Source organism: Nocardioides humi, assembly GCF_006494775.1.
GTDB lineage: Bacteria > Actinomycetota > Actinomycetes > Propionibacteriales > Nocardioidaceae > Nocardioides > Nocardioides humi.
In genome coordinates this window covers 3,258,039-3,273,295 of sequence record NZ_CP041146.1, presented here as the reverse complement: position 1 = coordinate 3,273,295, position 15,257 = coordinate 3,258,039, and the positions used below count along the sequence as shown (strand labels likewise).

Genomic DNA, 15,257 nt, shown 5'->3' with positions numbered 1-15,257 from the left:
TGTCGTGCCTGGATGTACGGGAAGCGGTATCCCTCCGACGATTGTGACACTATTACTGTCATGGTCAAGAGCGAGGGTCCGGTGGACGGTGTGACGCACGACGCATCCGGCGCGGATCCGCAGGACGGCCTGCTCACCCTCGACGAGCTCACCTCCCGGGTCGGGCTGACCGTGCGGACCGTGCGGTTCTACACCTCCCGCGGCCTGGTGCCGCCGCCGATCCGCCGCGGCCGGTCCGGCTACTACTCGGCCGTCCACATCGCCCGGATCGAGCTCGTCCTGGAGCTGCAGAGCCACGGGTTCACGCTCTCCGCGATCGAGCGGTACGTCGCCGGCATCCCCGCGGACGCCACCCCGAGGACATCGCCCTGGCCCGCACCATGCTCGCCCCCTGGCAGTCCGACCTGCCCGTCGAGATGGACCGCGAGCAGCTCGAGCGGAAGGCCGGCCGCGCGCTCTCGGCCGAGGACGTCGCCACGCTGCAGGCGCTCGGCGTGCTACGGATCCGCGGGGCGTCGTACCTCGTCGCGAGCAACCAGCTCGCGATCGGCATCCGGCTGCTCGAGCTCGGGTTCCCGCGCGAGGTCGCGGTCGCCGCCGCCGCGGTCTACCAGGAGCACGGCGAGCAGATGGCCAAGGAGCTCTACGAGGTCATCAACGACCAGCTCGCGCCGCTGTACGACGACGCCGCCACCTCGGAGCACTTCCGCGAGATCATGGAGCGGCTCAAGCCGCTCTCCGTCGGCGGCCTGGTCACGGCGTACGAGTCCGCGGTCGCGCGGGCCGCGCGCAACCCGCGCCGCCGCTAGCCTCTCAGCGGCGCCCGGAGCTGAAGCCCGCGGCGCTGTGCCCGCCGCCGGAGGCGCTGCCCGCGCCGCGCGAGCGGGACCGGTTGCGGTTGCCGCCGCCCGAGCGCTGGCCGGCGGGCTTGCCCGCACCCTGGCCGGAGCGCTGCTGGCCCTTGCCCTGGCCGCCGTGGCCCTGGCCGCCGGACTTCTTCGCGGCCGGCTTCTTGGCGCCGCCGCCCCGACGACGGCCACCGCCGCCGTTGCCGCCGCCGGTGCCACCGCCCCTGCTGCCGCCCTGCGACTGGGCCGGGGCCAGGTCGATGCCGCCAGGACGGCTGCGCTCGCCCGGGGCGAGGTCCTGCAGGACCGGGTGGCCGGGGTCGGAGACCTTGGTCGTGGTCGGCGTGATGCCGGCGGCCCGGGTGAGCGCCCGGACGTCGCCACGCTGCTCGCTGGTCATCAGGGTGACGACCGTGCCGGCCGCGCCGGCGCGCGCCGTACGACCGGAGCGGTGCAGGTAGGCCTTGTGCTCGGCCGGCGGGTCGGCGTGGACGACGAGGGAGACGTCGTCGACGTGGATGCCGCGGGCGGCGATGTCGGTCGCGACCAGCGTGGTCGCCGTACCGCTGTGGAAGGCCTCCATGTTGCGCGTGCGCGCGCCCTGGCTGAGGTTGCCGTGGAGGTCGACGGCGGGGACGCCGTTCTTGTTGAGCTGGCGGGCCAGCGCCTTGGCGCCGTGCTTGGTGCGGGTGAACACCACCGTGCGACCGGGCGCGCTGACCAGGTCGAGCAGGACCGGGAGCCGCTGCTCGCGCTCGACGTGGAGCACGTGGTGGTCCATCTTCGTGACCGGCGACTGCGCCGAGTCGGCCTGGTGCACGGCCGGGTCGCGCAGGTAGCGCTTCACGAGGACGTCGATCGCGTTGTCGAGGGTCGCCGAGAACAGCATCCGCTGGCCGCCCTTGGGCGTCTGGTCCAGGAGCCGTCGTACGGCGGGCAGGAAGCCGAGATCCGCCATGTGGTCGGCCTCGTCGAGCACGGTGACCTCGACGTCCGCGAGGCTGCAGTGGCCCTGACCGATCAGGTCCTCGAGCCGGCCGGGGCAGGCGATGAGGATGTCGACACCGTTGCGAAGAGCGTTCACCTGCGGCTGCTGGCCGACGCCGCCGAAGACGGTCGTGGTGCGCAGCCCGACCGCCTTCGCCAGCGGGGCGGCGGTCGCCGCGATCTGGGTCGCGAGCTCGCGGGTGGGCGCCAGGACGAGGGCCCGGGGGCGCTTGGGGGCGGGGCGGCGCGGCGTACCGCCGGCGGACGGCTGCGCGACCAGGCGAGCCACCAGGGGCAGGCCGAAGGCGTAGGTCTTGCCGGAGCCGGTACGACCGCGGCCGAGCACGTCGCGGCCCTTCAGCGAGTCGGGCAGGGTGGCGGCCTGGATCGGCGTCGGGACGGTGATCCGGTCGGCCGTCAGGACATCGAGCAGGGCAGTGGGCACGCCGAGATCGGCGAAGGTGCGGGTCACGGGAACTCTTCCGTCGACGTCTCGCCGAACAGTTCACGGGTCCCGAGGGCCCGGGGCAAGACTGGCCGGACCGGTACTCACCCTAGGGGCACGGCGGCCGGGAAGAGGAATCCGCGCGCGGATGGCGAGCGTGGCTTGTAACACGTTGTTCGCGTGCCTAGCAGCCGCATGACTGCTCTACCAGCCCCGTGCAGGCCCTGTTTCGCGACGTCTTGGGGATGGTAGAGCAGCGAACAACGTGTTACAGCGTCCGCGGCCCGCCGCCTCGGCGCGCCGTCGGTTCACTCCGTGATCTGCACCGCAGCGCCGCGCTCGAGCAGCCCGTCGACGTCCTTGACGCCCCAGGCCTCGAGCGCCTCGCGGGTGTGCGCGCCGGCGCCGGGGGCCGGCGGGTGCGAGAGCGTTGCTCTCGTCCGGGAGAACCGCGGCGCCGGCTGGGGCTGCACGATCCCCTCGTGCTCGACGAACACCTGACGGCCCTTGATGTGCGGGTGCTCGGGCGCCTCGCTCATCCGCAGCACGGGCGCCACGCAGGCGTCGGTGCCGTCGAAGACCGCGCACCACTCGTCGCGAGTCCTCTGCTTGAAGGTCGTCGTGATGAGCTCGCGCAGCTCGCCGCTCTTGGCCAGGTCGAAGCGGTCGGGCGCGGTCTCCTTGATCCCGAGCAGCTCCACGAACAGGTCGTAGAACTGCGGCTCCAGCGCGCCCACGGACATGTGCTCGCCGTCGGCGGTCTCGTAGATGTCGTAGTACGGCGCGCCGCCGTCGAGCAGGTTCGACGCCCGCTCCTCCTTGAACCCGCCGCCCGCCAGGAACGCCGACGTCATCGCGTTGAGGCTGGCGGTGCCGTCGACGATCGCCGCGTCGACGACCTGCCCGAGCCCCGACGTACGCGCCTCGAGGACGGCGGCGAGGATCCCGATGACGAGGTACGTCGACCCACCGCCGAAGTCGCCGACCAGGTTGGCCGGGAACTGGGGCTTGTCCTTGACCTGCCCGAGCCCGTGGAGGGTCCCGGTGATCGCGATGTAGTTCATGTCGTGCCCGGCGGCCTGCGCCCAGGGACCGTCCTGGCCCCAGCCGGTCATCCGGCTGTAGACCAGCCGCGGGTTCCGCTCGTGGCAGGCCTCCGGGCCGAAGCCGAGCCGCTCGGCGACGCCGGGCCGCATGCCCTCGACCAGCACGTCGGCCTGCTCGACCAGGTCGAGCACCGTGGCCACGGCCTCGGGGTCCTTGAGGTTCAGCGCCGCGCTCGGCCGGCCGCGGTTGAGCAGGTCGTGCGACCCGCCGGTCAGCATCTGCCCGCCGGGCCGCTCGACCCGGATCACGTCGGCCCCCAGGTCGGCCAGGATCATGCAGGCGTGCGGGCTCGGCCCGATCCCCGCGATCTCGACGACCTTGAGCCCCTTGAGCGGACCGGTTCCCTGACCCAGCGCGAACGTCATGCGCGCATCATGGCACGGATCGTGACAGTGATGTTGTCAGCTTCAATGCCCGGGCGGCTCCCGTACCGCGCCCCATCCGGATTCGCTCTCGATCGTCACGAATCACGACAGATTCGCATGGGGCGCCGTCAGCCCGGGCTCACGATGCGGGCCAGCTCGAAGTGCATCGGGTCCGTGTAGGCCCAGTCGCCGCCCCAGGCGAAGCCCCACTTCTTGAAGATCGCCACGACCACGCGGTCCATCTGCCCGACGGTTCCGCGCTGGTTGCCGGGCACGTTGAGGTCGAGCGCGAGCCCGAAGGAGTGGTTGGAGAGCTGGGTGGAGCCGGCGATGAAGCGCGGGTAGTAGCAGCCGGCGTACTCGCCGGGGTGGATCTTGTCGGCCAGGCCGCTGGTCTGGATCTCGCCGAGCGCCGCCTTGAGCTGCGGCATCATGTGCCTGTTGCAGGTGACCGACCCGAGGATCGGCACCACCTCGGTGACGATGTGGGCCTTCACCCAGGCCGGGTCGGGCGCGATCCGGCCGCCGCCGATCGGCGTGTAGCGGAAGACGCCGACGGCGTCGCGGAAGGACCCGACGGGCACCACCGTCTGGAAGGTGTCGAGGTCGAGGCCGTTCTGCTCGACGGCGTCGAGCGCCGTGATGGAGTACGTCGTCTTGCCGGCGGCCTTCTCGATCTTCCTCCGGACCGCCTGGGGGGAGGTGATGCCGGTGTTGATCAGCACCGCGTTGGCCTCGGGCAGGTCGAGCTCGCCGCCCCACTTGGCGTTGACCACGGCGTCGATGCCGTCGACGCCGCCGGGCGACCAGGAGCCGACGTGGATCCGCTGGTCGTCGATCGCGAGGTAGCCCTTGCTGTCGAGCGGCAGGTCCTTCTGCAGCCGGTCGGCGACGGCGATCTCGCCGCCCGCGACCCGGTCCCACTGCGGCTGGAAGGCCGCGGCGCTCGGGCCGGTGAACCGGCGGTACTCGCCGGGGTCGACGGCGGCGATGTTGAACACCTTGCTCTCCACCGTGAACTGGCCGTAGGAGAGCCGGGTGTACGCCGCCACGCCCTTCTTGCCCCGCACCGTGACGCCGGTGATCGTGGCGAGGTCCTCCTCGGAGATGGTGTCCTCGGAGACGAGGAGCAGGTCGTCGCCGTACTGCTTGCCGTCGAAGGGCCCCGGCAGCGGTACGGCGTGCGTGGGGTCGGCCACGCCGGCCGGGGCGTCGGTCGTCGAGGCGGCCGCCTCGCTCGGGTCGGCCTTGGCGTCCTTCTCGGCGGTGCCCTTGTCGGGGGCGCCGCAGGCGGTGACCACGAGGACGGCGGCACCGGCCGCGATCCCGGCCGTCAGCCGGGAACGCAGGGCGCGTCGCACCAACCCCATGGTCCCTTCCCTCGGTCGCCTCCCACCGCCGGTCGCGCCGGCGGTCCTCCCACAGTGAGGTTAAGGCATGGGCGACTGGCGCAGGACGCGTTCGGCGATCCACGCGATGTCGTCGCCGGTGCGCGACGGATCGGCCGAGGGCTGCATGACGTGGCTCAGCACCAGCCGGACCACCATGTCGATACTCGCCTCCAGACGGTCGGGGGGAACGTCGACGTCGTACGCCGCGACGCGCTCGGCGACGACGAGCTTGGCGCCCTCGAGGAGGTACTCCGAGTGGGTGGTCAGCAGCGGCAGCAGCTCGGTGTCGGCGCCGTGGGTCGCGGACACGACGGCGTGCAGCAGCGCGTTGTCCTGGGCGTACTTCAGCACCCGCCGCGCCGAGTCGCGGATCGCGGCGATCAGGTCGTCGGGGTTCTCGTCGAAGGAGCGGGTCACGCCGGCGAGGAAGCGGTCCAGCTCGCGCAGCACCATCGCCTCGGCGAGGTCGTTCTTGGTGCCGATCTCGTTGTAGACCGTCTGCCGGCTCACCCCCACCTCGTCGGCCAGGCGGGCCATGGTGACCTTCGCCCACCCGGCCGTGGTGGTGAGGTCCACGGCCGCCTCGATCAGGCGCTCGCGCAGGGTCAGGGTGGCCACGCCCGTGAGCGTAGCCACCCGGGCCGCCAGCGCCCGCGACCGATCGGCGAGGAGGGACATCGGGGCCCGGCTCACCCGTCGAGGGTGAGCGCGAGCACCGGGCACGCCTGGACGGCGGCGTACACGTGGGGGCGGTCGTCCTCCGGCGGCGCGTCGTCGAGGACGACGACCTTGTCCTCGTCCTCGTCCACCTCGAAGTAGTCGTTGGCCATGGCCTCGCACATGCCGAGGCCCTCGCACTTGTCGATGTCGACGGTGATCTTCACGATGCGTCCACCTTCTCCGGGTCGAACGGGATGAAGTCGATCTTCTCCCGTACGCCGCAGTCGGGGCAGCACCAGTCGTCGGGGATGTCCGCCCAGGCCGTGCCGGCGGCGAAGCCCTCGTGCTCGTCGCCGGCGGCGACCTCGTAGACGTAGGAGCAGCCGGGGCACTTCGCGGCGAGCACCTCGCCGACGTACTTCTGGGCGAAGAGGTCGTCGGTCTTGAGGTTGTGCTCGACCGGCGCCGGGAACCGGCGGAGGTACTTCTCCTCCTTGCCCGGCTTGATGTTGGCCAGGGTCACGTCGCCGTCGAGGTGGTCGACCACGCGCCGGTCCATCACCCTGCGCCACAGCGGCGGGATGAGGGCGAGGTCGATCATGCCGGCGTAGCCGGTCGGCAGGGCCGGGGACTCCTTGAAGTCGCGCAGGGTCTGGTAGCGCCGGGTCGGGTTGGCGTGGTGGTCGCTGTGGCGCTGCAGGTGGTAGAGGAAGACGTTGGTGACGATGTTGTTGCTGTTCCACGAGTGCATCGGGAGGACCCGCTCGTAGCGCTGCTTCTCTCCGACCTTCTGCCGCTTCATGCCGTAGTGCTCGAGGTAGTTGACGATCTCCAGCAGCGAGAAGCCGAGGACCATCTGGATGAGCAGGTAGGGGATGGTCGCCGGCCCGAAGAGCGCGATCACGGCACCGAACAGCACGACGGACATCAGCCAGGCGTTGAGCACGTCGTTGCCGAGGTGGAAGGGGTGGGTCTTCTTGCGCTTGTAGCGCTTGGCCTCCAGCTCCCAGGCGCTCTTCAGCGAGCCCGAGACGGTGCGGAGCCAGAAGGTGTAGAAGCTCTCGCCGAGCCGGCTGGACGCGGGGTCCTCGGGGGTGGCGACGCGGACGTGGTGGCCGCGGTTGTGCTCGATGTAGAAGTGACCGTAGAACGACGGCGCCAGCGCGATCTTGGACAGCCAGCGCTCGACCGACTCCTTCTTGTGGCCCAGCTCGTGGGCGGTGTTGATGCCGATGCCGCTGATCATGCCGAGCGAGATCGCGATGCCGATCTTGTCGAGGACCGAGAGGTCGAAGTCGCGCACCAGGTCGGCGCTGACGTTCGTGGCGATCCAGTCCTCGACGCCGAGCAGGGACGCGACCGCCTGGATCGGGTTGATGTCGACGACCATCGCCATCACGCCGAAGAACGCGAGGTACTGGATCGGCAGGTACATGAACACGACCCACCGGTAGTACTTGTCGTTCTCGAGCTCCTCGATCACGTCGTCCGGCGGATTGGTCGGGTCGAGGCCCGCGAGCAGGTCGAGGACGGGGATGACGCCGAACACGAGGATCGGGCCGATCCACAGGACCCACTGCCAGCCGAGCTCGGCGTAGACGACGAACGCGATGAGGGCGAAGCCCGGGATCAACAGCCCGAGCAGCCACAGGTAGCGCTTCTTGTCCTTCCACCTCTCGGTGGATCCCTCGGGAACGGTCGCACCGACGGTCGGTCCGGTCATCGTCTCGCCTCCTCGCGATCGGCCTCACTGCCGCTTGACAAAAGCATATGACTTGTAAATCCCGTTTGACAAGAGGGGCGACGTTGTCAAGTGCGCGCCGTCACACTCCGGCGCGGGAGAATAGGCCGTCGGTCCGCCGGGCAGAGAGGGAGCGTGATGACGGGCTACCCGCGCGAGGGCGAGACCTTCGGCGACTACCGGGTCGAGGGCGTCCTCGGCCGGGGCGGCATGGGCGTCGTGTACGCCGCCACCCACACCCGGATCGGACGGCGGGTGGCGCTCAAGGTGATCGCGCCGGAGCTCGCCGGCACCGAGGAGTACCGCGTCCGCTTCCTCAACGAGGCCGCCACCCTGGTCCGCCTCGACAGCCCGCACATCATCCAGGTGCTCGACCACGGCGAGGTCGACGGCGCGCTCTTCATCGCGACCCAGCTCGTCACCGGCGCCGATCTCGCCCAGCGGCTCGAGGACGGGCCGCTGCCTGTGGGTACGGCGCTCACGCTGGCCGTCCAGGTCACCTCCGGCGTCGCGGACGCCCACCGCGCCGGCGTACTCCATCGCGACATCAAGCCCAGCAACGTGCTGGTCACCGGGACCGCGGACGCGCCCTTCGCCTATCTGTGCGACTTCGGCATCGCCCGCGACGCCGAGCCCGAGCAGGGGCTCACCGTGACCGGCGCGGTGATCGGCACCTTCCCCTATCTCGCGCCCGAGCGCTTCACCGGCGCCCCGGCGGCCCGGACCACCGACGTCTACGCCCTGGGCTGTCTCCTCTGGGCGATGCTGACCGGCGCGCCGCCGTACGCGGGGACGCAGTTCGCGCTGGCCCGCGAGCACCTCGAGGCGCCCGTCCGGCAGCTCGCCGTCGACGCCGCGTGGGTCGAGGATCTCAACGGGGTGCTGTTGCAGGCGATGGCCAAGGACCCGGCGCAGCGGTTCGCCTCGGTCGACGCGATGCGGGTGGCGCTCGACCACGTGCTGGCGGCGGTGCCGATGGACGTACGACGGCTCGCGGTCCGCCCCGCCGGCCCGCCCGCTCCGGTGGCGCCTGCTCCGGTGGCGGTCGCTCCCCCGCCGCCCTCCACGCCGCCTGCGACGCCGCCGTCGACACCGCCGCTGCCCGTGGCGGCGCCGCCCCGGCGGGCCGGGTGGATCACGCTGGGCGTCGGCGTGGCGGCGCTGCTCGCGATCGGGATCCTGCTCGCGGCGCTGCGGCCGTGGTCGCCGGGCGACGACGAGGACCCGCGCGCCACCCCGAGCACGCCGGCCGGGTCCGCGACCGGCGAGAGCGGGGAGACCGGCACCACCGGGGAGACCGGCGAGGTCGGCGGGGTCGCGACCACCCGGCCGGAGGAGCCGGCCACCGTCGAGGTGCTGGTCCGCGGCACCTGCGGCGACGGCAGCTGCTTCCTCCAGGTCCGGACCGGGCCGTCCACCGACGACGCCGAGGCACGCGACGACAGCGGCCGGAGCGAGCGGTGGGAGGACGGCACCGTGCACGAGGTGGTCTGCTGGAGGCAGGGCGAGAAGGTGTCGTCGCAGAGCCTCGGCGCCAGCTCGGACCGGTGGGCGCGCACCGTCGACGGCCACTGGGTGGCGCTGCTCCACCTCACCGGTCCCGACGACGTCGATCCGGCGATCCCGCCGTGCTGAGACGTGCGGTCGCCGCGACCGCGCTGGTCCTCGTCGCCGGGTGCGCCGCGGACCCGGCGCCCGCGCCGTCCCCGCCATCGGAGGCCAGCAGCAGGGACGCCCCGAGCGCCGCACCCACGACAGCGGCGACCACGGCCACGGCCGAGCCCACCGGCTTCACCTCGGCCGGCCGCCGGCTGACCGACGCGGAGCAGGCCGCGATGCGCGGGGTGACCTGGCAGCCCGGCTGCCCCGTGCCGCTCGCCGACCTGCGGGTGGTCCGGCTGGCGTTCCACGACTTCGCCGGGCGGCGGCGTACCGGACGGCTCGTGGTGCATCGCGACGTCGTCGCCGACGTACGGCGGATCTTCGAGCGCCTGTGGGACATCGGGTTCCCGATCCGCAGGATGCGCCCGATCGAGGCCTACGACGGCGACGACTTCGCCTCGATCGAGGCCGACAACACCTCGGCCTTCAACTGCCGGCCGAAGACCGGGTCGGCGACGGAGTGGTCGCACCACGCCTACGGCCGCGCGATCGACATCAACCCGCTCGAGAACCCGTACGTGCTCCACGGGCGGACGAGCCACGAGCGATCGGTGCCCTATCTCGACCGCACCCGCGCCCGTCCCGGCGTGCTGCTGGAGGGCGACCCGGCGGTGACGGCGTTCGACGACGCCGGGTGGCACTGGGGCGGACGGTGGCGCGACCCGGTCGACCACCAGCACTTCTCGGCGATGCCGGACTGAGATGCCGGACGGAGATGCCGGACCGGGCGGTCAGGCCGCGACCCGCGCCGTCGTCCGCACCGGCAGCCGCTCGAACCCGCGCAGCACCCGGGTCTCCCGCCGCTCGGGCCGGCCGGCGACGTGCAGGCCGGGGTGGCGCTCGTACAGCGTCCGCAGCGCGACGGCGGTCTCCAGCCGGGCCAGGCTGGCGCCCAGGCAGAAGTGCACGCCGGCGGAGAACGCGAGGTGCTGGTCGGCGTTGGGGCGGGTCACGTCGAAGGCGCCGGGGTCGGTGAAGACGGCGGGATCGCGGTTGGCGCCGCCGAGGTAGAGCAGGATCCCGTGGCCCGGCAGGAACCTCTTGCCGGCGACCTCGGTCTCGCGCAGCGCGATCCGCAGGGTGAGCTGCACCGGCGACTGGTGGCGCAGCACCTCGTCGACCGCATTGCCCCAGCCGTCGGGGTTCTCCTGCAGCCAGCGGAGCTGGTCGGGGTGCCCGTCGAGCATCGCGACGGCGTTGCCGATCAGGTTGACGGTCGTCTCGAAGCCGGCGGCGAGGACGAGCAGGCCGACCTGGTGCAGCTCGACCGGGTCGAGCCGGTCCTCCCCTCGAGCAGGGTGAGCTGGCTGATCAGGTCGTCGCCGGGGTTCGCGGAGATCCGCTCGACGTGGCCGCGGAACCACGTGTGCATCTCGCGCAGCGCGTCCTCGGCGCGACGGAACTGCCGCCAGGAGAGACCGGGGTCGAGGGTCACCGCGGCCTCGTTGCCGAGCGCGAGCAGCCGGTCGCGGTCCTGCTCCGGTACGCCGAGCAGGTCGGCGATCACGGTGACCGGCAGCTGGGAGGCGTAGCGCTCGATGAGGTCGAAGTCCTCGACCCCGGCCAGCTCGTCGAGCAGGTGGCCGGCGACGTCGGTGACGCGGTCGCCCATCCGGCCGACCTTGCGGGCGGTGAAGGCGCGCGCGACCTGCTTGCGGTAGCGCGTGTGCAGCGGCGGGTCGACCGCCAGCATCGACGGCGGGTCGACCGGCCCGAGGGCGTCGGGGTCGATCACCTTGTGGTGCAGCCACTGCAGCGGCCGGGGCAGCTCGCCCTGCCCGCCGGCGGTGCCGAAGGCGTCGCTGCGCAGCACCTCGTTGCACACCGCATGGTCGACGCTGGCCGAGATCAGGTCGTTGGCACTGATCGGGCCGCGGCCGCGCAGCTCCTCGTACGCCGGGAACGGGTCCAGGCGCAGGCCTACGTCCATCACCATCCGACTGATCAGGTCGCCCTTGCGGGCACCCCGCTGGATCAGCGAGCGCTGGAGCCCGTGCGCCAGCACCCAGGAGGTGAAGGAGCGCGGGAGGTCGACGGCCCGCGCCAGATCAGGCGACCGCATGCGTCGTACCCAACTCCCCGTCGACGTCGTTGTCCAGCACCCGCAGCACACCGCGGGAACGGTCGGCCAGGCGCCGGCGCTGCTCCTCGAGGACCCGCTCGGGCAGGTGGGTGTCGAGCTGGGTGCTGACGGCCAGCCGCCAGCGGTAGCGGAGGGCGGCGCGCAGGCCGTCGCGGTCGCCGAAGATGTCGGCGAGCTCGTCGTTCCAGGGCAGCTCGGGCCGCTCGGCGGCCCACAGCTCCTGCTCGACCGCCCGCAGTGCCTGCCAGCGGCGGTGCGTCTCGGTCCAGGTCATCGTCCTCACCGACCTCTCGACTCGTGTGCGGGGCGATACGACGAACCTACGGGCGGGCGCCGGGCGCGGGCATCGGCCGACGGCAGGCACTCGGCGTCCTACCTGGGGAGGAGTCGGCCGGCCTCCCCCAGCGGGATGACCGGGGCCGCCGACCTCCCTAGGCTGAGGGGCATGCTGCGCCTGATCCGCGACCTCGATGCGGCGATGCACGCCCGGATCGAGGCGACGATGGAGCGCCGCGGCATCCTCTACCCGTGGTGGATCCCGACCACGAGCTTCACCGGCCAGGTGTGCTGCGTGCTGCTGGCCCTCGCGCAACGGGACGCGCTCTGGCCGCTGCAGCCGCTGACGGCCGTCCTGCTCCTCGTGCTGGTCTCCCCCACCATCCACTTCGTGTTCGGCGGCTGGCTCCCCTGGTGGATCGACAGCCTCGGCACGCTCGGCGCGGCCGCCCTGCTGATGCTCTCCCCGGTGGCGAGCGGCATCGATCTCGCCCCGGCCCTGCTGGCGCTCGTCACGGCCGAGATCGTCGCGCGCGACGGCGTACTCCCGGGCGGTGTGGTCGGTCTCGCCGCGAGCGGTCTCATCGTGCTGACCCGGCTGACGGTGGGGATGGACAGCTACGGCGTGTACCTCCTCGAGGTGCTGCTGGGCGGCATGGTCGGCGCCATGCTGTGGTGGCAGATGCGCGCGCTCACGGCGGAGCGGAACGCCCGGGCGAGTGCGTGGGCGCGGGCCACGACCGCCGAGCGGGAGCGGATCGCCCGCGAGATCCACGACCTCGTGGCGCACTCGCTGAGCGTCTCGCTGCTGCAGATCACCGGCGCCCGGCACGCGCTGCGCGACGTACGCGAGGCGTCCGGGCCGGGAGAGACGGCCGAGGCGGTCGCCGAGGTCGACGCGGCGCTCGCGGACGCCGAGCAGGTGGGCCGCCGCGCCATGGGCGACATCCGCCGGGCCGTCAGCGCGATGGCCGACGGCGGCGCCGAGCGGCACGCCCTCCCCGGCGCGGGCGACATCGCCGCGCTGGTGCGGGAGATGGCGGGCGCCGGCCTCGCGGTGGAGTACGACGAGCAGGGCGACCCCGCCGCGCTGCCGGACGCCGCCGGGCTCGGCCTCTACCGGATCGCGCAGGAGTCGCTGGCCAATGTGGTCAAGCACGGCGGCGCCGATCCGCGGGTGCGGGTGCAGCTCTCGGTCACCGGCGCGCGGGCCCGGCTGCGGGTCGCCAACCCGCTGCCGAACGGCGGCCGGCCGCGGCCCGACGGGATCGGCTCCGGCCTGGCCGGGATGCAGGCCCGGGCCACCCAGCTCGGTGCCCGGCTCGACGCCGGCCAGGCGGACGGCGAGTGGGTGGTCGACGTACGACTGGGGGCGACGAGTGCGCGTGGCGGCCTGGAGCTGCCGTGCGGCCGCACCCTGTGGAAGGCGGAGCCGGCGTGAGCGACATGGTGGTGAGGGTCGTGCTCGTCGACGACCAGGAGCTGGTGCGCTCCGGCCTGCGCCGGATCCTGCGCCGGCGCGACGGGTTCGAGATCGTCGCGGAGTGCGCCGACGGCGGCGAGCTGCCCGCGACCCTGGCGGGACTGGGCTGCGACGGCGTCGACGTGGTCGTCATGGACCTGCGGATGCGGACCGTCGACGGCATCACCGCCACCCGAGCGGTCGTCGAGGCCGACGGCCCGCCGGTGCTGGTGCTCACGACCTTCGACGACGACGAGATGCTCTCCGGCGCGCTGCGGGCCGGCGCTGCGGGCTTCCTGCTCAAGGACTCCTCCGCCGACGACCTGATCCGCGCCGTGCGGACCGTCGCCGAGGGCGGCAGCTGGCTGGACCCCGCCGTGACCGGGCGGGTGCTCGACCGGTTCCGCACCTTCGCCGCCGTCCCCGCCACCGCGACGAACGGCGCCGCCGACCCGCTCACCGCCCGCGAGCTCGAGGTGCTCCGCGCCATCGCGCTGGGCCGCAGCAACGGCGAGATCGCCGCCGAGCTGGTGATCTCCGAGCTCACCGTGAAGAGCCACGTCGGCCGGATCTTCACCAAGCTCGGCCTCCGGGACCGGCCGGCCGCGATCGTCTACGCGTACGACCACGGGCTGGTCTCGCCGGGCAGATGAGTCGTGTGCCTGAGACCGCGGATATCCGGGTTCTCAGGCACACGACCCCGCTCAGGCGGGAGGGGTCCCGTCCAGCTCGCCCGCGACCGCGCCGTCGGCGGCCTTGCCCACCGACTTCTTGATCAACGCCTCGAGGTCGAGGCCGGTGGAGGTCTTCAGCATCTGCAGCGTCTGCGCGACGTTGTCGGTGACCTGCTTGGGCAGGGCGCCGGCGCCGTCGGTCGAGAGCACGGTGAGCTGGTCGATCGCGCTGATCGGGGCGGCGACCTCCTTGGCGATCTGCGGCAGCACCTCGACGAGCATCTGCAGCACCGCGGCGTCGTTGTAGTGGGCGAACGCCTCGGCCCGCTTGTCCATCGCCTCCGCCTCGGCCTGGCCGACGGCGAGGGTGGCGGCGGCCTGCGCCTCACCCTCGGCCCGGACCGCCTCCGCCTCGGCGACACGGCGGGCCTTCTCGGCCTCACCGCGCCGGGCGCCCTCGATCGCCTCGGCCTCGGCGAGCGCCGCACGCCGCGCCTTCTCCGCCTCACCGCTGAGCCTGGTCTCCTCGGCCTGTGCCTGCGCGGCGGCGATGGTCGCGGCCTTGCGGGCGTCGGCGGCCGCGATCTCCGACGTACGCCGCGCCTCGGCCTCCTGCTCGACCCGGTACCGCTCGGCGTCGGCCGGCTTGCGGACCTGCGTCTCGAGCTGGCGCTCGGTCAGCGCGGCCTGCTGGACGGCGACCTTCTCCTGCTCGGCGAGGATCGCCTGGTCCCGGTCGGCCTGGGCGAGCGGCCCGGACGCGGCGGCCTGCGCGGCCGCGGCGTCGGTCTCGGCCTTGATCTCGGCCTGCTTCAGCGCCAGCGTGCGCTGGGAGACCGCGATCTCCTGCTCGGCGGCGATCTGGGCCTGCTCGGCGGCCTGGCGGGCGTTGGCCTCGGCGATCCGCGCGGCCTGGCTGGCGCGAGCGGCCTCCGGGCGGCCGAGGTCGGCGAGGTAGCTGCCGTCGTCGGTGACGTCCTGGATCTGGAAGGCGTCGAGGATCAGGCCCTGGCCGGTGAGCGAGGACTCCGACTCGTCGGCGACGCGCTGGGCGAACGCCGCCCGGTCGCGGATGATCTGCTCGACGGTCAGGCCGCCGACGATCGAGCGCAGCGCGCCCGCGAGCACCTCCTGGGTGAACGGCTCGATGTCGTGCTGCTGGGAGAGGAAGCGCTGCGCGGCGAGCCGGATCTGGTCGGCGTTGCCGCCGACCTTCACGATCGCGACGCCGTCGAGGTTGAGCTTGATGCCCTGGCCGGACACGGCCCCGCGGATCTGCACCGAGATCCGGCGGCTGGACAGGTCCATCGTGGCCTGCTTCTGGACGAACGGGATCACGAAGACACCGCCGCCGAGCACGACCTTCTGGCCGGAGAGGTCGGTGGTGAGCTCACCCGTCTCGGGGTTGATCACCGCCTTGCCCTTGCGTCCGGTGATGATGAACGCCTGGTTGGGACCGGCCACCTTGTAGCGGCTGGTGACCAGCAGCACCAGGAGGACCAGCAGGACGACGATGCCGGCGATGGGCACCAGGACGTCTGTGTTCACAGCGATGA

15 protein-coding genes and 1 pseudogene are annotated in these 15,257 nt (G+C 72.6%); 6 read left to right on the top strand and 10 right to left on the bottom strand.

Annotation, left to right across the window (positions count from 1 at the left end):
- Positions 1-12: 12 nt before the first annotated feature.
- Positions 13-321 (top strand): annotated as a pseudogene (locus FIV44_RS32280) (MerR family transcriptional regulator); the annotation flags it as partial.
- Positions 322-380: 59 nt separating this feature from the next.
- A complete protein-coding gene (locus FIV44_RS32275; protein WP_246086464.1) occupies positions 381-809 on the top strand; it encodes a hypothetical protein in 429 nt (142 codons plus the stop codon).
- A 4-nt stretch (positions 810-813) separates the two neighbouring features.
- Here FIV44_RS32275 and FIV44_RS16090 read toward each other — a convergent pair whose 3' ends face one another.
- The 6 genes from FIV44_RS16090 to FIV44_RS33240 form a co-directional block, all read right to left on the bottom strand.
- Positions 814-2,307 carry a DEAD/DEAH box helicase gene (locus FIV44_RS16090; protein WP_141005312.1) on the bottom strand — a complete coding sequence of 498 codons (1,494 nt, stop codon included), beginning with the start codon at positions 2,305-2,307 and terminating at the stop codon, positions 814-816.
- Positions 2,308-2,588: 281 nt separating this feature from the next.
- Positions 2,589-3,752 carry a CaiB/BaiF CoA transferase family protein gene (locus FIV44_RS16085; RefSeq protein WP_141005311.1) on the bottom strand — a complete coding sequence of 388 codons (1,164 nt, stop codon included), beginning with the start codon at positions 3,750-3,752 and terminating at the stop codon, positions 2,589-2,591.
- Positions 3,753-3,880: 128 nt separating this feature from the next.
- Complete coding sequence (locus tag FIV44_RS16080; protein WP_141005310.1) at positions 3,881-5,122, bottom strand: M15 family metallopeptidase; 1,242 nt, start codon at positions 5,120-5,122, stop codon at positions 3,881-3,883.
- Between the two features lie 60 nt (positions 5,123-5,182).
- Complete coding sequence (locus FIV44_RS16075; RefSeq protein ID WP_246086463.1) at positions 5,183-5,761, bottom strand: TetR/AcrR family transcriptional regulator; 579 nt, start codon at positions 5,759-5,761, stop codon at positions 5,183-5,185.
- A 71-nt stretch (positions 5,762-5,832) separates the two neighbouring features.
- Entirely contained in the window at positions 5,833-6,027 is a 195-nt protein-coding gene (locus tag FIV44_RS16070) for a ferredoxin (RefSeq protein ID WP_181410620.1), read from the bottom strand.
- On the bottom strand, positions 6,024-7,526 hold the full coding sequence (locus FIV44_RS33240) for a fatty acid desaturase (protein WP_141005309.1): 1,503 nt from the start codon (positions 7,524-7,526) through the stop codon (positions 6,024-6,026). The genes FIV44_RS16070 and FIV44_RS33240 overlap by 4 nt, the downstream gene beginning before the upstream one ends.
- Positions 7,527-7,682: 156 nt before the next feature.
- Between FIV44_RS33240 and FIV44_RS16060 the strand changes: the two genes are divergently transcribed.
- Together FIV44_RS16060 and FIV44_RS16055 are read left to right on the top strand one after the other, a co-directional pair.
- Entirely contained in the window at positions 7,683-9,179 is a 1,497-nt protein-coding gene (locus FIV44_RS16060; protein ID WP_141005308.1) for a serine/threonine-protein kinase, read from the top strand.
- Entirely contained in the window at positions 9,173-9,907 is a 735-nt protein-coding gene (locus tag FIV44_RS16055) for a M15 family metallopeptidase (protein ID WP_219996036.1), read from the top strand. Before FIV44_RS16060 ends, FIV44_RS16055 begins: the two co-directional genes overlap by 7 nt.
- 30 nt (positions 9,908-9,937) lie before the next feature.
- Here FIV44_RS16055 and FIV44_RS31380 read toward each other — a convergent pair whose 3' ends face one another.
- Genes FIV44_RS31380 through FIV44_RS30585 form a run of 3 tightly spaced genes read right to left on the bottom strand, consistent with a single transcriptional unit; the run spans position 9,938 to position 11,563 of the window.
- A complete protein-coding gene (locus FIV44_RS31380; protein ID WP_219996035.1) occupies positions 9,938-10,393 on the bottom strand; it encodes a cytochrome P450 in 456 nt (151 codons plus the stop codon).
- Positions 10,394-10,410: 17 nt separating this feature from the next.
- Entirely contained in the window at positions 10,411-11,268 is an 858-nt protein-coding gene (locus tag FIV44_RS31375; RefSeq protein ID WP_219996034.1) for a cytochrome P450 family protein, read from the bottom strand.
- Positions 11,255-11,563 carry a hypothetical protein gene (locus tag FIV44_RS30585; RefSeq protein ID WP_181410619.1) on the bottom strand — a complete coding sequence of 103 codons (309 nt, stop codon included), beginning with the start codon at positions 11,561-11,563 and terminating at the stop codon, positions 11,255-11,257. Before FIV44_RS30585 ends, FIV44_RS31375 begins: the two co-directional genes overlap by 14 nt.
- A 171-nt stretch (positions 11,564-11,734) precedes the next feature.
- Here FIV44_RS30585 and FIV44_RS16045 point away from each other — a divergent pair, with 171 nt between their 5' ends.
- Positions 11,735-13,006 (top strand): sensor histidine kinase, encoded by a 1,272-nt coding sequence (locus FIV44_RS16045; protein ID WP_181410618.1) that lies wholly within the window; start codon positions 11,735-11,737, stop codon positions 13,004-13,006.
- Between the two features lie 5 nt (positions 13,007-13,011).
- Positions 13,012-13,680, top strand: a complete 669-nt coding sequence (locus FIV44_RS16040; protein WP_219996514.1) for a response regulator transcription factor — start codon at positions 13,012-13,014, stop codon at positions 13,678-13,680.
- Positions 13,681-13,731: 51 nt separating this feature from the next.
- Here FIV44_RS16040 and FIV44_RS16035 read toward each other — a convergent pair whose 3' ends face one another.
- Positions 13,732-15,249: a flotillin family protein gene (locus tag FIV44_RS16035; RefSeq protein WP_141005305.1), complete on the bottom strand. Its 1,518-nt coding sequence runs from the start codon at positions 15,247-15,249 to the stop codon at positions 13,732-13,734.
- Between the last annotated feature and the right edge of the window lie 8 nt (positions 15,250-15,257).

What these genes read in the sequence shown, in the direction of transcription:
- FIV44_RS33240 (WP_141005309.1), bottom strand. Translation starts at nt 7,526, where the DNA reads ATGACCGGACCGACCGTCGGTGCGACCGTTCCCGAGGGATCCACCGAG.
- FIV44_RS31380 (WP_219996035.1), bottom strand. Translation starts at nt 10,393, where the DNA reads ATGCTCGACGGGCACCCCGACCAGCTCCGCTGGCTGCAGGAGAACCCC.
- FIV44_RS30585 (WP_181410619.1), bottom strand. Translation starts at nt 11,563, where the DNA reads ATGACCTGGACCGAGACGCACCGCCGCTGGCAGGCACTGCGGGCGGTC.
- FIV44_RS32275 (WP_246086464.1), top strand. Translation starts at nt 381, where the DNA reads ATGCTCGCCCCCTGGCAGTCCGACCTGCCCGTCGAGATGGACCGCGAG.
- FIV44_RS16040 (WP_219996514.1), top strand. Translation starts at nt 13,012, where the DNA reads ATGGTGGTGAGGGTCGTGCTCGTCGACGACCAGGAGCTGGTGCGCTCC.
- FIV44_RS31375 (WP_219996034.1), bottom strand. Translation starts at nt 11,268, where the DNA reads ATGCGGTCGCCTGATCTGGCGCGGGCCGTCGACCTCCCGCGCTCCTTC.
- FIV44_RS16080 (WP_141005310.1), bottom strand. Translation starts at nt 5,122, where the DNA reads ATGGGGTTGGTGCGACGCGCCCTGCGTTCCCGGCTGACGGCCGGGATC.
- FIV44_RS16085 (WP_141005311.1), bottom strand. Translation starts at nt 3,752, where the DNA reads ATGACGTTCGCGCTGGGTCAGGGAACCGGTCCGCTCAAGGGGCTCAAG.
- FIV44_RS16045 (WP_181410618.1), top strand. Translation starts at nt 11,735, where the DNA reads ATGCTGCGCCTGATCCGCGACCTCGATGCGGCGATGCACGCCCGGATC.
- FIV44_RS16060 (WP_141005308.1), top strand. Translation starts at nt 7,683, where the DNA reads ATGACGGGCTACCCGCGCGAGGGCGAGACCTTCGGCGACTACCGGGTC.